The following is a 14,268-nucleotide window of genomic DNA, read 5'->3' as shown; positions in this document are numbered from 1 at the left end:
TTATCTCTCCTCAATAAAAATAACTTTTGCATTCCCGGGTATACCCCAGTTCTGTTCAAAATGTTTAATGACAATAATAATGTCACCTTCGATTTCATGATGTGGACCATAAAATTCAATAGGTTCATCTTCCCATTCACTATCATGTAATTTTACAAATCTGCTATAGTGAACAAAGCTTTCTAGAACAACAGAAACGTCTAAATCGGTATAATGTGGTGAATTTACAATGTATCTTGCTAATAAAAGGGCAAATTCACGAGCGGTGAATAGCTTTTTATCTGCTTTAAATTGAGTAACATAATTAGTAGATACATCTGTCAAAATCGCTTCAAAAGCTTCAAACATAGACTTAGAGTTGTCCAATTGGTTAAAGTAATGGTCCGCGTTACTAAAGTAAATTTGTTCTTCTATTTTTTCTACGACATAAGGAACGTATAGGGATACTGGGATTTCAAGCTGCTTAAGTTTACTAATTTTTAGTGATTTCATAACATCAGTTTCTGATTGAAGACAAGTCGAGAGTTGTTGTTTACCAGCTGTTGAAAGGAAGTAGTAAGCAATATATTTTGAAAAAATCAATTCACTACTCATATATTTTTCAAAGCCAATCGCATCGAAAAAGTCAGCTCTCACTTTCATTTTTAATATGTTTTGATTTAATTTCATTACGGTAGAATCATCATTATAAATTCCCACTCGTAAAGTTTCGATGTCTTTCATTTTACGTGACATTAGTAAAAGAACAGAATTATCCTTCACTTCAGTAAAGTGTATTTTATTGAGTGGCAAATCTCCTTTTCCTAGATTGCTACTAACATAGTCTTTCTCTATTTCCGAAAAATGTATCATATTATCTAAATAAACAGGCATAGTATGCTTTAATTCTTCGAAAGTACGATCAATTATCTGTTGAATAGGAGCAGTGTCTAAAATTGCTTTTTGCCAGTTTTGAGAAAGGGAATTTAATAAAATTTTTTTTGCTGGTGAGATTTCAAACGGTAACATAACGGCTTTCACGTCCTTAATAGAGATAGGTTTTTTTCGCAATCATCATTTCAAAGAAAAACTTTGATTATTTCCATAAGCAGCTTGTGGACTGCGTACATTTCTTCCTTTAAACAAGAAATGATTTTTAACGAACTAATTTGACTTGAACAACATTTACTCATTTTGCAGATTGTTTCATTAGCATTTCCTCCTATAATTAAAATAAGCACATAAATATCCCATGGGATATTTATGTGCTTTCATTGAAATAATATATATTTTAATTTTTTTATAAAACGTTCTAGATGAAAGAAAAATTCGATTCAAAAACTTTACTGGCTAATAAAAAAGATATCCCCCTTTTGGTTATATCCCAAGGCTTGTCTATTAATCGCTTATACATTCAATTAAAAAGAAGCTCTATAAGCATAGGCTTCTTAGTTTTTTTTCCACTCAACAATTTGCTTTAGTATTTCGTATAACTGTCTTTGCTCACTTATATCTACATCTTGTAGTAATTTAATAATCAAGCGATAAGGTAAATTTTCAGTAGAATTGTTATTAGATTCAATAACTGAAAAGAACTCTGCAAGATTAATTTCTAATGCATTTGTGATTTGATAAAGGCTAGAGATAGTTAAGTTTTTTTCTCCACGTTCAATTTGACCAATATATGTTGGGTGAACATTAGCTTTAAAAGCAAGCTCTTCTTGACTAAGTTTCTTACTTTTCCTTAACACACGGATGTGTATTCCGACTGATTCCACTAAACTATCCATTCGATCCCTCCTAAGATAACCCTAGTAGGAAGGTTTTATTTATTCTATATACTATTAATACTTATTGGTTGATAATGTATACTATTAATACTTTTTATGTGTATAATTAAACTATTGATAGGAAAAATTACAAAAAATATGTTGCATTTAAGTTAATAAATATTTTTAGTATTAGATTTGAAGTGGGGGTATAGTATGACCGTATTGACAGTGATTGCTGGGATTAAGGGAACAATTGGAATAATACTTGGATTGCTTGCAGCATTTAGCTTAAAGAACAGTGAGGGAGGATTTAGACTATTAACCTTTTTAATAGTGTTTTCACTTGGAACAGTACTTTCAATCGTAGGTATAATTATTTTCCTTTTAATTATTCGTAATAAAGGTGTGCAATTAAAAAAATCTTATGTTGTCCCAATTGTAGCTGTAATACTGTGCATGGATTTAACTTTTATTGGCATAACCGTAATTAATAAGGGAATGGAAAAGTATAATTATTCTTACATAGAATTGTTAAATAATAAATTACCATCCGTAATGAAGTCAGATTTTGTACAAGAAAATAAAAAAATCCAAAATTGGCTAGAGTCATTAGATGAAAACTGATTCATATTATTAAAACCAAATAATAGAATCAATTTTAAATCAGATTAAAGTAATATTATGATTGGGGTTATTTGTAAATTAGAAATCTTTAATTATATATAGTGAGAGGTATTATACATGGGAGTTTTTGATTTAGAGCTGTTAAAGGATGTAATTAAAAGATCACCTGCTACAACTTTATTTGTTTTTTTACTACTACTATCATTTATAGCCAGTTATATTTGGGGGGATGGACCAACAAATTTCGAAACAGCTAGGCTGTTTGGTTCAATCATACCCTCAGATGCGACAACTGAAGGAATAATTCGTACTATTACATATACATTTCATCAAATAGGCGGTCCAATACATTTACTAATGAACCTAGGGGCAATTTTAGTTACAGGTCCCTTTTTAGAAAGGGTGTATGGTCCGATAAAATACACTGCTTTCTTTTCGATAACAGGAATATTTGGTGGCTTATTTGTCTTGATGTTCTCGGGTGTAAATACAATTGTAGGTGGGGCATCTGGTTCAGCGTATGGATTAATGGGGTTATATGTAGGTTTAAACTTGAAAAAAGATCAATGGATGGATCAAACCACACGTAATTGGGTATGGAATATGTTGTGGGCAAATATGGTGTGGACTTTCTTTATTCCAGGAATATCTATTGCTGGTCATATGGGAGGCTTGATAAGTGGAATAATTATTGCTGCAGTATTTAAAACCCAACAAGAAGTAGCCGAGAATTGGTTTACAAGTTTTATTAAATCGGTAATTACATTTATTGGTATAGTTGTTGTGACTTATATACCAAAAATGCTTTATCCGAATACTGCCTTACCATTTATTCAAGACATTCGATATAAAACTGGAAATGAAGTTATGTATCTGTCTTCAAATTACTATAGTGATAAGTTAATTTATAATCTTGATAGATTGTTAGATGGGCAAAATCAAAAACAACTTTTGAGCTTTGTAAATGGAAGTATAATAGAAATAATAATAACTATTTTACTAATTTTGATTATTTGTTGGATTATAAAGACATTTTTTACAAGTTGGAAGCTACGAGGAGTAATAAAGAACAGTTATTACTATAAACAAGCTAAAAAGACTAAATATACTCAAACGATAATTCAACTTGGACAAGATGTAGTAAGAGAATATAAACAGAAAAAAAATAAAATAAATCATAATACTATAATGAAAAAGGTTGAATTCGAATTACAATTAATATTTGGAACGGCTTATCAGAAAACAAAAAATAGTGTTATTCGTATCGTACAGTTTATGGTATTGATTATTTCAAGTTTACTTTTATTCATTTTTATTAGTATGATAAATGACATTAAAAATGAACAGTCCATGTTATATGAGGGAAAAGATCAAACTATATCTGATAAAATAAACCATGCTACAGAAAAGCAAAACAAAAAAGATAATACTAAAGTGCAAAGTAATCTAAAGAAGATAACTACTTTGTATAATAATGATGAACCAGAGCTATCCGGATTAAATAGTGATTATTTCATTCCAAATGATATGGGAGACTTTATGTTAGTTGAATATCCTAATACCTCTGTTTATGCTATTTTTAGTGACAATTCTTTTACTGATTTAAACATTGAGGTTAGAGCTAGATCAATTTTTATTTCGGGATACTATAATGGGGAGATTATACCTGGACGTGGCTCTTATTTAGAATTTATTTTGATTCCAGAATTTGATAACTTATTTTCAGTACACCAGATTCTTTATGACGGAGAGATATTTGAAAATCAAAAAGATATATACTCTATTATAGAGTATATAACAACACCTTTGAGTTATTAAAAGGACCCAAAGGATGAAGAATTACTTTCTGAATGTGTAGACAAAGCATGCATCAATGCTCATTGAAAAATAGAGGTAGAGAGTGTTTTTGGTTACATCAAGGGCAATCGGTCGATACATAGATTTTTCTTGCGTGACCTTGACAAGGTGCTTGTGGAATTTGGGATTGTGGTATTAGCTCATAATATCCTGAAAATGTAGCAATTACACCAGAAAAACAAATGCTAAATGATAACACAAAAACCGCTGAACGAATAAATGACAATTTTTCGTTCAGCGGTTTTTCATTTAGTCCTTATAGAACAGCCTACTTAAATTATCTATTCAATAATTTTATAGTCAAATAAAAGAAAAATTAAATTCAGTTCGAAAAACCTTTAATATTTCCAAATTGACGGTAAGATAATATTTATTTATACACTGAGGTGACTGTATGCTTAATAGTTCTTTAAAAAAAGAAGCCGTTGGAAAGTTAAAAACAGAGGTTACTAATTATGAAAATGCACAAAAAAATGTACAAAAAGCGGCGTTGAATTTACATAATTCACGTACATCGGCATTAGAAGTAATTGAAAATGTAGAACGCTATATCAATTCAATCGCTAATTCACCGAAAGAATTTGACAAGGAATTCGATGCGATTTGCATTAATACTGCAAGCTTTAAAGCATTAAGCGAAATTACCTATGATGAAAAATTGATGATTAAAATTGCGGGTGGTGGTTCGGCAGCCGGTGTAGCAGCTGGTGTAGCTACAGCAGCATTTGCACCAACAGCAGCAATGGCAATTGCAACAACATTTGGAACAGCTTCAACTGGTGCTGCTATTTCAGGATTATCTGGTGCAGCGGCAACAAATGCGGCATTAGCTTGGCTTGGAGGTGGTGCATTAGCCGCAGGAGGAACTGGTGGAGGTATGGCCGCTGGTAGCGCATTATTAGCTTTAGCTGGTCCAATTGGCTGGAGCATTGGTGTAGCAAGTCTAGTAGCAGGTGGCTTATTTGCAAGCAAAAAAAATAAAGAGGCTGCGATAAAAGCGGATGAAGAAAGATTAAAGATTGTAAAAGAGCGTCATAAAATTGATGCTGTTCAATATGAAATTGTTGAATTAAACTCTAAAACAAAAAAATTAATGAATGAATTATACAAAATGATTATGAATTTCACGAACTCTACACAAGGTATTACTTCATTCAAACAATATTCTTTAGATCAACGACAAGAGTTAATTGCCATAATTAACAACACATTTTCTTTATCTAAATTATTTATGAAGGAAATAGGAAAATAATATGACAGTGTGGAAGGATCAAGTTATTGCAGCTGGTGTCGATGGATTTAATACTTGGAAAAGTCAATCGATTGCAAAGCAGTTAGATTCAATTGTCAGCAATTCATTAAAAGAAAAACAAATTCAAAATGAAAACTTTGAAAAGGCGTTGCAGCAATTTACTAAAATGCGTCAGTTTTTAAATTCACCAGAAAATATTTTAGGTTCTCAAAAAACAAAGCATGGTGAGATTGCTGAACACTTTGAGGTGCATATTCGGAACGCTAAAGCAGCTTTAAACGGTCAAGCAGATGTTGCAACGTTTGAAGGTGTGGGAAGAACAGCGCCAGAAGATTTTATTTTGAACGGCGTAAAGACACAGTCAAAATTTATTAACGGAACGAATAATTCTTTGTCCAGTGTGTTAGAGCATTTTGATAAATACCAAGATAAGGCGATGGATTATGTAATTCCTAAAGATCTATACGATATCATTCAAGCTTTGCGTAGTGGTAAGAACCCTACGGATTTAAGTGCAAAGTCCATTAGATCGATTCTACAGAAAGTAGATGAGATTGAACGTCAAACAGGGCGTTCATTTGATGATGTTGTAAAACAATCGATTTCGAAATATGACGAAGTACAAACTGGTAGAGCACACGAAACTCTTCAAAAAAAACAAGAACAAACGGTCAATGAAAATCATCAAAAAATAAATAAAATAGATAAAGAGACTGAGCACAAAAGAGAAGCAGTACAAGCAAATGCTGGCCCTTCATTAAAAGAGGGAATGAAGGTTGCGGGTACTGCCGCAGCAATTAGTACAGCTGTAAGCGCTTGTACAAACATTTATTCAAAAGTTAAATCTGGTACGAAGTTATCCGATTTTACAGCTAATGACTGGAAGGAGGTTGGACTACAGTCAGGAAAAGCTGGTGCAAAAGCAAGTGTTACAGCTGGTTCAATTTATGCTTTGACAGATTTAACGTCGTTGTCGGCTCCATTTGCAGGGGCAGTTACGAGTGCTGCGATGGGAGTTACTTCGCTTTTAGTAGATCATCAAAAAGGTCAAATTGATTTAGATGAAGTCGTAACGCAAGGTCAAATTTTATGTTTAGAAGCCGGTATTGCAGCAATTGGTGGAGCAATCGGTCAAACGCTTATCCCAATACCGGTACTCGGACCGATTATCGGTACAGTAACGACTAATTTTGTTTGGGGTATCGCAAAAGGGAAACTCGGACAAAAAGAAGCTGCATTAAAGCATCTCATGGATGAGTATATGGCAGGATTACTAGCAAAAGTAGATAATGCGTATCATGAAATAATTCGAAAAATAGATGCAATGTATGAACGGTTTAACACATTAATTGATGCTGCATTTGACTTCAATGCGAATAAAGCAACATTAGCTGCAGCTTCGATTCAATTAGCACAAAAAGTCGGTGTTGAAGAGTATAAAATTTTAAAAAATGAAGATGATTTAGAGGGGTTCTTCTTAAACTAAATTTAATATGGTATTCAAAATGTTGTTTCTGTTATAAGGAAAATAATGCTGAGTAAGTTAGCGCAGCGCACAATTATAAATGAAAAAGCTGCTTGATTTGTTCGAGCAGCTTTTTGTTATGAGTGCAATTTATTTATAGTAAGTGGATTTTTATATCCTGTTAGAATTCTGTAAGACTGCACTTTAGCTAAATTTTGCCCTTCACAATTAGCAGCTTTTTCACCGGACACCATAGTCCAATGTTTTCCATCATAGTACAATTAATTTAATAATAAGAATAAATAATATTGTGGGAGGTTATTCCATGACAGGGACACGTCTATTAGCATTAAATGAAGTCGTAAATAATCAGCAGCTTTGTGATGTGTTTTTATGTGCGCCACAGGGAGGAATGCGTAAGTCAAATCGTACTAATACATTGACGCTTATTTCGGATAAGACGAAGCTTTATGATGACAAGGTTGTTGATGATATTTATCATTACACAGGTATGGGCCAGAGTGGTGATCAGAAGATGAGTGGTCAAAATTTGACATTAGCAGAGTCAGATAGTAATGGAGTAGAGATTCATTTTTTTGAGGTAATGAAGCCAAGAGAATATACATATCGCGGACAAGTAGAGCTTGCAGGTGAGCCATATCAGGATCAACAAAAGGATCAAGATGGCAGAATGCGCCTTGTATGGATTTTCCCGCTGCGCTTAATAGATAGTAAAGCGAAGTTTACGAAACTACCATCAGCTACAGATGATAAGCAAGAGATACAGGAAGAATTTAAAGAATTTAAGCAAGTTGAAAACTTACCCATATCACAAACTGAAAAAGAACGTTTGATCAAATCACGTATAGGCCAGGGAAAGTTTAAAAAGTTACTGATCGAACGTGAGTGTAAATGTGCATTATGCGGTGTAACAGATTCGCGTGTTCTAATTGCTAGTCATATTAAACCATGGAGCGCTTCTACAAATGAGGAGAGACTTGATGTGAATAATGGATTATTACTCTGCCCGAATCATGATGCATTATTTGACAAAAATTTGATTTCGTTTGATTTAGATGGAAAGATTGTGATATCTCAATCATTAGATGAAATAGATCGAGTATTTTTGAATATAAACTATGGGTTGCGAGTTAAGTTAAATGAAGAGCAGTTGAGTTATATGGAAGGGCATAATCAAAAACTAATTTAATGAATGATACAAAAACAGTGAATCAAGGAGGTGCTTAATATGAATTTAACGGTAAATCAAGCAGTTTGGTTAGCAGCAGCAATGATGACTTATGAACGATTTAAAAATGATCAAGTAAAATCGATGTCAGATATTGGACTTGTACAAGCTGATATTCAAAAGAGAGCGCAAAGTTTAACAGATAGTAATGTGGAGGGTGCTAGGATTTCTCAGCATTTTAATGGGGATCACGTAAATAAACTACATAATTTTTTTAGACAAATAAATGAGAAAAAAAGAAGACTAAGCTATCCAGGTGAGTTTAACGGAGAGAAAGAAAGACCAGATTTAAATATTCAAGATTTATTGACTTTATCAAGTGGTGAAGAAATCTCAGTGGAACAATTAATTAATTTTGTTGAAACTGAGTACCGTGCCTTTTTTAATAATAAAGAGTCGGCTATAATTGTCCCTAAAATTGATTTCAAAAAAATAATAACACATTTAAATAATTATTCAAATCATGCTTATAAAAGCCCTGATCAATTAGATGAACCAGAAAAGGAATTCTACTTAGCGATAAGAGAAAGCGGAAGCACCACTGTCAATGAGTTAAATAAATTAGCAGATAGTTTTGCTCTCAAGTATGGAGTGAAAAATAAACATAAATCGAGATGGCTTACTGGTGGAAATGATGTTGTTCGAAGATATTTATGGAATCAGCTGAAATATGAAGAATATGAGAATGTCTTAACAAGCATTTCAATTTTTGCTGAGAAAAATGATGAAGAAGTGCAATTTAGAATTTCAATTGAATTAGATGAAAAGAAGGCAAAACAGTCAGACTTCGATCGACATCATAAGATTTTAAATAAGCCATTAATCCAAAACGATCAGTACTGTTATTATATAAAAGTAGATAGAAGCTGGGATTCTAAAGTTTCATATGAACCAGCAATTGAAATTCAAAAGAAAATTCAAGATGGCGAGTATAAAAAGGTGCAAATTGTCTACCATCTGACGAATGAACAAATAAAATTGCGGTCGTTAACAAATGAGATGATCTATCAAAAATTAGATAGTGCTTTTGAAAATTTAATAGAGTATTACAATTTGGTCATAGGCAAAGTTGAAAGTAATCTACCAGAAAAGGATGAATCTACATTGTACGATAAAAATATGATTTTATATGGTCCACCAGGTACAGGGAAAACGTATAATACGGTAATTTACGCTGTAGCGATAATTGAAAACTGTTCCATTGAATCGTTATTCAAAGAAGATTATCAAACTATTTTAGAGCGTTATAACAATTATAAAAAATCAGGACAAATTAATTTTACTACATTTCATCAGTCGTTTGGTTATGAGGAATTTGTTGAAGGGATCAAGCCTGCTTTAGATGAAGAACAAGATGAACTACTTCAGTATAAGATCGAATCAGGAATTTTTAAGGCTTTTTGTGAGAACGCTCAGCAGCTTAAAGTTACAAATAACAACGAAGCTCTAGAGATTGATACTCGTGTCTGGAAAGTGTCACTAGGTGGAAGTGGTATGAATGATGTAAAAGAAGATTGCTTCGAAAATAGTCGTATTCGTATTGGATGGGATTATTTTGGTGAAGATTTAACGGAAGATGAAGAAGAACCAACCGGTAATGTCAAAGATATTTTAGATTGCTTTTATGATGTCATGAGTATTGGAGATATTGTATTTTCATTGGGTGACCAAAAGCATATTGATGCAATTGGCGTTATTACAGGTGAGCCAGAGTGGTTAGAGGATGAAGAATACTATAAACGTTGTCGTTCTGTTAAATGGATTGCTAAAAATATTCATGAATATGTGTATGATTTAAACGGAAAGAAAAACTTAACGTTACGTACTATTTATGAATTGAAAAGAATGTCCACTGATAGTGTCAACGAGCTCATTTTAAAGCACTCTCAAGATGAATTAATAACAGTTGAAGAAAACCATAAGAACTATGTCTTTATCATCGACGAAATCAACCGAGGTAATATCTCGAAAATTTTAGGTGAACTCATTACGTTAATTGAACCGACGAAGCGTCTTGGAGCTCCAGAGCAAATGAAAGTTCGTTTACCATATTCAAAAGAAGAATTCGGCGTGCCACAAAACGTCTATTTATTAGGGACAATGAACACGGCTGATCGCTCGATTGCTATGATGGATACAGCATTAAGAAGACGGTTCCGCTTTATTGAAAAGATGCCAAATGTGCAACTTCTAGAAGAAATTAAAGTAGGTAATATCGATATTCAAAAGATGGTCGACACGATTAACAAACGAATTGAAGTGCTGTACGATCGTGAACACACAATTGGTCATGCTTATTTCATGGCATTAAAAAATGAACCGACGATTGAAAACCTAGAGAATATTTTTAAGAATGCGATTATCCCGCTTCTGCAAGAATACTTTTATGAGGACTACAGCAAAATTCAGCTGGTACTTGGAGATAATGCTAAGGTAGATAATTTAAAGTTTGTTTTAGATACACCAGTACAGATAAACGCAGTATTTAAAGCGAATCCTGACATCGATATCCCTGAAACTAAGTATTCGATTCAATTAGCAGCATTTAAAAAGCATGCTAGTTATATTGAAATTTACGAGTAAATCAGTATGAAGAGAAAATTAGTGGAGTTAAGGGAATATGATGTCATCACAAGCATTCAAGAAACCAGTAAAGAGAGAGGGGCAGTCAATCTAGACAAGGCTTCGTTTAGTCAATTAGAAAACCTAATATTAACCTTCAAAGAATCAAATGAAGCGGATGCGATTGATTTTTTGTCGATTTCATCGAAAAGAAATGTCGGTAAAATAATTCGCGCAAAAAACTATGTTGGTGTGCTTCAATTAAATAATGGTGTCCAACTGCAAATACTTCCGAAAATTCATGGTGGAACACAGGATGACTCGAAAAAAACATTTTTGAAAATGTTAAAGACACTTAGGGATTTTCCGAGCAAGACGTTTAATGAATTAAACTTAAATACTGAAAAAATGCCGATCTTTGAGATATTTATTCGATTGTATATACAGGAAGTTCAGCATCTTATTAAACGGGGATTGAAGTCAGCCTATTATGAAGTGGAAGACAATCTCAAAGTGTTTAAAGGGAAGATGAATTTCTCACAGCAAATTAAACATAATTCAGTACATAAGGAACGGTTCTATATGAAATATGATGAATTTGGTTTGAACCGACCAGAAAATCGTTTGATTAAATCGACACTAATTAAGCTGGCGAAAGAATCTGAGAGCGCGGAAAATATAAAAGAATTACGAAAGGTACTAGCGAATTTCGAATTAGTTGAACCATCCCCTTCTATTGAAAAGGATTTCGCACAAGTGAAAAGTGATCGTAATTCAAAGGATTATGAGACTGTCTTAAATTGGTCTAAGATTTTTTTACGCAATCAAAGTTTTACAACTTTTGTGGGTACTTCATTTGTACAGGCACTTTTATTTCCAATGGATCGAGTTTTTGAGGATTATGTTGGGCGTAGTTTGAGAAGAATGATGCAACAGAAGGAATGGTCGATTTTTTTGCAAGATCGACAGTATCATTTATTTGAGAAGCAATTTGCGTTAAGGCCAGATATTGTTTTACGGAATGAAGTAGAACAACGAACGATCATTATTGATACTAAGTGGAAGATGTTAAAAAATACACCTAGTAGTAACTATGGTATATCGCAGACAGATATGTATCAAATGTATGCGTATGCGAAGAAATATGAAACCAATGAGATTTGGCTTTTTTATCCGATTAACGATGAGTTTAAAGGGAATGAGGAAATCTTCTTTATTAGTGACGATGGTGTGCAAGTGAATGTGTTTTTTGTAGATTGTCATCGGATTGAAGAGAGCTTAGAAGTTGCTGTAGATAAATTTGGAATTTAAATTCAAAGGTAGGAAAAGAATTAGCCTTATAAATTATAAAACCTCCTATAAATGTATCAACTGATACATTTATAGGAGGTTTTATTGTAAGCCCGAAATATAAAAAATGGTGCTCCTTTTCGGGCTTACAACTTTATAGAGGTTAAATAGTATAGTGTTTCATTATCTTGTAGATTGATTCTTTAGAATTACTTTTAAGTTTTATGAATTGATTAATTTTATTAAAAGAATTAATTCATAAAGAGATTGATTTTTTATAGCAATCAAAGTATTATAAATTTTAAAAAAGGAGTAATTTTGTGGAAATCAATCAAGTTTATGTTAAGGATGATATGAGGATTGGCGTCATTGGAATATCAGGAAAGGGTAAATCTACTTTTTTAAATCATCTTATAGAGAATGATATTTCAAATGAGTTGGAAGGTTTAATTGGGAAAGAAAATAAAGAAAGAGAAATGTCAGGGCAAACAAAAAATCCAATTAGATATTTTATTGGGAATGAATATCTCACACCAGTGTTTAAAGTAAGTAAATTGATTAATAATGAAGTTAAAGAAACTACAATTGAATTAGATGAAGTTGTTACATATTCTCAATCTGATGAAAAATGTAGTATTAGTATGTATGTAAAGCCTTCTAAACAATTCAAAGCAGCAATGGATTCATTTAATTTGAAGAGAATAGAATTAATTGATACTCAAGGAATTTTGGATTCTTTAGATAAAGAAATATCTGCACCTTTAGAAATTCTTTCTTGTTCAGTATTGCTTTATTTATATGACTCTACGGATCAAGGCAGTAGAGGAGACTACATTGAGAAGTATCGTACATTTTTGAATTCTGTTTTGGATAAACCAATAATCTTTTTAGAAACAAATACACAATGGCAAGTATCGAAATCGGAACTTTCTAACATCATGGATATTTACCAAGACAAATTAGAAGAATTAGATACAGATTTTTCTATACATGAAGAAGAAATTAAAGATAGATATACGATTTTGACAAAGAATGATGAGTTTAATAATAACGAAAAATACCTTTTAAATTGTATATTAAGTGCTTCGCAGTCATCTGTAAATTTTTATCGTATTAAAGTTCCACGTGGATATAATGAAGAGTTTAAAACTTGTTTAAACCTCTGTTCCGCTCATGTAATGAATAAAGTTTTTAATAGGTTAGAAACTCTAAAAAGTAAGATTGTATCTGAATTTGCCAAAGCAAAAGGAGAGTTTAAAAAAGATGTTTCCTTCGAACTTTGTTATGGATTACTGAGCGATGTATTTCAAAAGAAATATAAAAGAATAGATTATAATAGTAATGCCTATGTGTTAAGGTATGCAAGACATGATGCAAGCCGATTTATCGATTCCTTAAAGGCCCTAAATAACGGAGATTTATTTAATATTTCTTTTTCGAAATCTCAACATGAAATTCACACACAGTTCGGTTTTCATTTGATTTATGAGACATATGTTGATCAAAAAACACTTGATTGCATGCAAATTTTACTGGATTTATATATGGCATATTTAAGAAATATTACAAATGAAAATGGGGATAAATTATCTAAAGCTGTACGAATGTATATTGCAATGACAATATCAAGTGAGTTTAGTTTTAGAGATACAGCTTATCATATTCAAATTCTTAATGAAGATATCTTTAAAGAGGCATTAGAAGCCTTGAAAAAATGGATCGGTGAAATTCCAGTAGAAAAAGTTATATATCAAGAATATAAAAATTTTGATGATGTTGTTAATGATGGAAGTATTCACTATGAAGATATCCTTTATTGGACACTAAAAGAAATTGAATACCCAAATTCATTAATTACAAAGTTGGATTATTTAAGCATGATTATAAGTAATAAAATGTCAGAAGTTGCGACTGAAACATTTACTAAAAGTACAGGGAATTTATTAACAACTACTTAGGTTCTTTAATACATTTTTGTATCAGGGCTAAAATCGGGGTCAACTAGGGTTTTGGTATTTTTTTAATTTCATTCAGTTTCACTTGATATCAATAGGTCCGAAAAGTGTGCCTTTACAGTACGCACGACAAATAGCCAGCTATCTGAAAGAATTTCAGTTAGCTGGCTATTTTGCACATGTAGCTTGGGTCTTCTCAGACCAAGGTAAGTAATCATGTAACAGTTCATATTGCTGATATATCGATAAAGTTGGTAACTCTG

Annotated in this window: 10 protein-coding genes and 1 pseudogene; 9 read left to right on the top strand and 2 right to left on the bottom strand. The window is 32.2% G+C overall.

Going from position 1 to position 14,268, the window contains the following annotated elements:
* Entirely contained in the window at positions 1-1,008 is a 1,008-nt protein-coding gene (locus NV349_RS18590; protein ID WP_271910872.1) for a restriction endonuclease subunit S domain-containing protein, read from the bottom strand.
* Between the two features lie 419 nt (positions 1,009-1,427).
* Positions 1,428-1,769 carry a helix-turn-helix domain-containing protein gene (locus NV349_RS18585; RefSeq protein WP_271910871.1) on the bottom strand — a complete coding sequence of 114 codons (342 nt, stop codon included), beginning with the start codon at positions 1,767-1,769 and terminating at the stop codon, positions 1,428-1,430.
* Positions 1,770-1,964: 195 nt separating this feature from the next.
* Between NV349_RS18585 and NV349_RS18580 the strand changes: the two genes are divergently transcribed.
* The 9 genes and pseudogenes from NV349_RS18580 to NV349_RS18540 all read left to right on the top strand — a co-directional run bounded on the left by NV349_RS18580 (position 1,965) and on the right by NV349_RS18540 (position 14,008).
* The gene (locus NV349_RS18580; protein ID WP_271910870.1) at positions 1,965-2,375 is read left to right on the top strand and encodes a hypothetical protein; all 411 of its coding nucleotides are present in this window, start codon (positions 1,965-1,967) and stop codon (positions 2,373-2,375) included.
* A 117-nt stretch (positions 2,376-2,492) separates the two neighbouring features.
* Positions 2,493-4,193, top strand: coding sequence for a rhomboid family intramembrane serine protease (locus NV349_RS18575; protein ID WP_271910869.1), 1,701 nt, complete (start codon positions 2,493-2,495; stop codon positions 4,191-4,193).
* A 66-nt stretch (positions 4,194-4,259) separates the two neighbouring features.
* A pseudogene (locus NV349_RS23275) lies at positions 4,260-4,388 on the top strand (transposase); the annotation flags it as partial.
* Between the two features lie 238 nt (positions 4,389-4,626).
* The gene (locus tag NV349_RS18565) at positions 4,627-5,484 is read left to right on the top strand and encodes a hypothetical protein (RefSeq protein ID WP_271910867.1); all 858 of its coding nucleotides are present in this window, start codon (positions 4,627-4,629) and stop codon (positions 5,482-5,484) included.
* Position 5,485: 1 nt separating this feature from the next.
* The gene (locus NV349_RS18560; RefSeq protein ID WP_271910866.1) at positions 5,486-6,970 is read left to right on the top strand and encodes a hypothetical protein; all 1,485 of its coding nucleotides are present in this window, start codon (positions 5,486-5,488) and stop codon (positions 6,968-6,970) included.
* Positions 6,971-7,274: 304 nt separating this feature from the next.
* Positions 7,275-8,159: an HNH endonuclease gene (locus NV349_RS18555; protein WP_271910865.1), complete on the top strand. Its 885-nt coding sequence runs from the start codon at positions 7,275-7,277 to the stop codon at positions 8,157-8,159.
* A 39-nt stretch (positions 8,160-8,198) separates the two neighbouring features.
* Positions 8,199-10,781, top strand: a complete 2,583-nt coding sequence (locus NV349_RS18550) for an McrB family protein (RefSeq protein WP_271910864.1) — start codon at positions 8,199-8,201, stop codon at positions 10,779-10,781.
* 6 nt (positions 10,782-10,787) lie between these two features.
* Positions 10,788-12,071 (top strand): McrC family protein, encoded by a 1,284-nt coding sequence (locus tag NV349_RS18545; RefSeq protein ID WP_271910862.1) that lies wholly within the window; start codon positions 10,788-10,790, stop codon positions 12,069-12,071.
* Positions 12,072-12,370: 299 nt separating this feature from the next.
* Positions 12,371-14,008: a GTPase gene (locus NV349_RS18540; protein ID WP_271910860.1), complete on the top strand. Its 1,638-nt coding sequence runs from the start codon at positions 12,371-12,373 to the stop codon at positions 14,006-14,008.
* Positions 14,009-14,268: the final 260 nt, after the last annotated feature.

Source organism: Lysinibacillus sp. OF-1 (assembly GCF_028356935.1).
GTDB lineage: Bacteria > Bacillota > Bacilli > Bacillales_A > Planococcaceae > Lysinibacillus > Lysinibacillus fusiformis_D.
Note: the sequence above shows the minus strand (reverse complement) of the source record. Positions and strands in the feature narration are given on the sequence as shown.

Bases quoted from the DNA above. Each gene is read 5' to 3' on its own strand.
- NV349_RS18590 (WP_271910872.1), bottom strand. From the start codon at position 1,008: ATGTTACCGTTTGAAATCTCACCAGCAAAAAAAATTTTATTAAATTCC.
- NV349_RS18585 (WP_271910871.1), bottom strand. From the start codon at position 1,769: ATGGATAGTTTAGTGGAATCAGTCGGAATACACATCCGTGTGTTAAGG.
- NV349_RS18580 (WP_271910870.1), top strand. From the start codon at position 1,965: ATGACCGTATTGACAGTGATTGCTGGGATTAAGGGAACAATTGGAATA.
- NV349_RS18575 (WP_271910869.1), top strand. From the start codon at position 2,493: ATGGGAGTTTTTGATTTAGAGCTGTTAAAGGATGTAATTAAAAGATCA.
- NV349_RS18565 (WP_271910867.1), top strand. From the start codon at position 4,627: ATGCTTAATAGTTCTTTAAAAAAAGAAGCCGTTGGAAAGTTAAAAACA.
- NV349_RS18560 (WP_271910866.1), top strand. From the start codon at position 5,486: ATGACAGTGTGGAAGGATCAAGTTATTGCAGCTGGTGTCGATGGATTT.
- NV349_RS18555 (WP_271910865.1), top strand. From the start codon at position 7,275: ATGACAGGGACACGTCTATTAGCATTAAATGAAGTCGTAAATAATCAG.
- NV349_RS18550 (WP_271910864.1), top strand. From the start codon at position 8,199: ATGAATTTAACGGTAAATCAAGCAGTTTGGTTAGCAGCAGCAATGATG.
- NV349_RS18545 (WP_271910862.1), top strand. From the start codon at position 10,788: ATGAAGAGAAAATTAGTGGAGTTAAGGGAATATGATGTCATCACAAGC.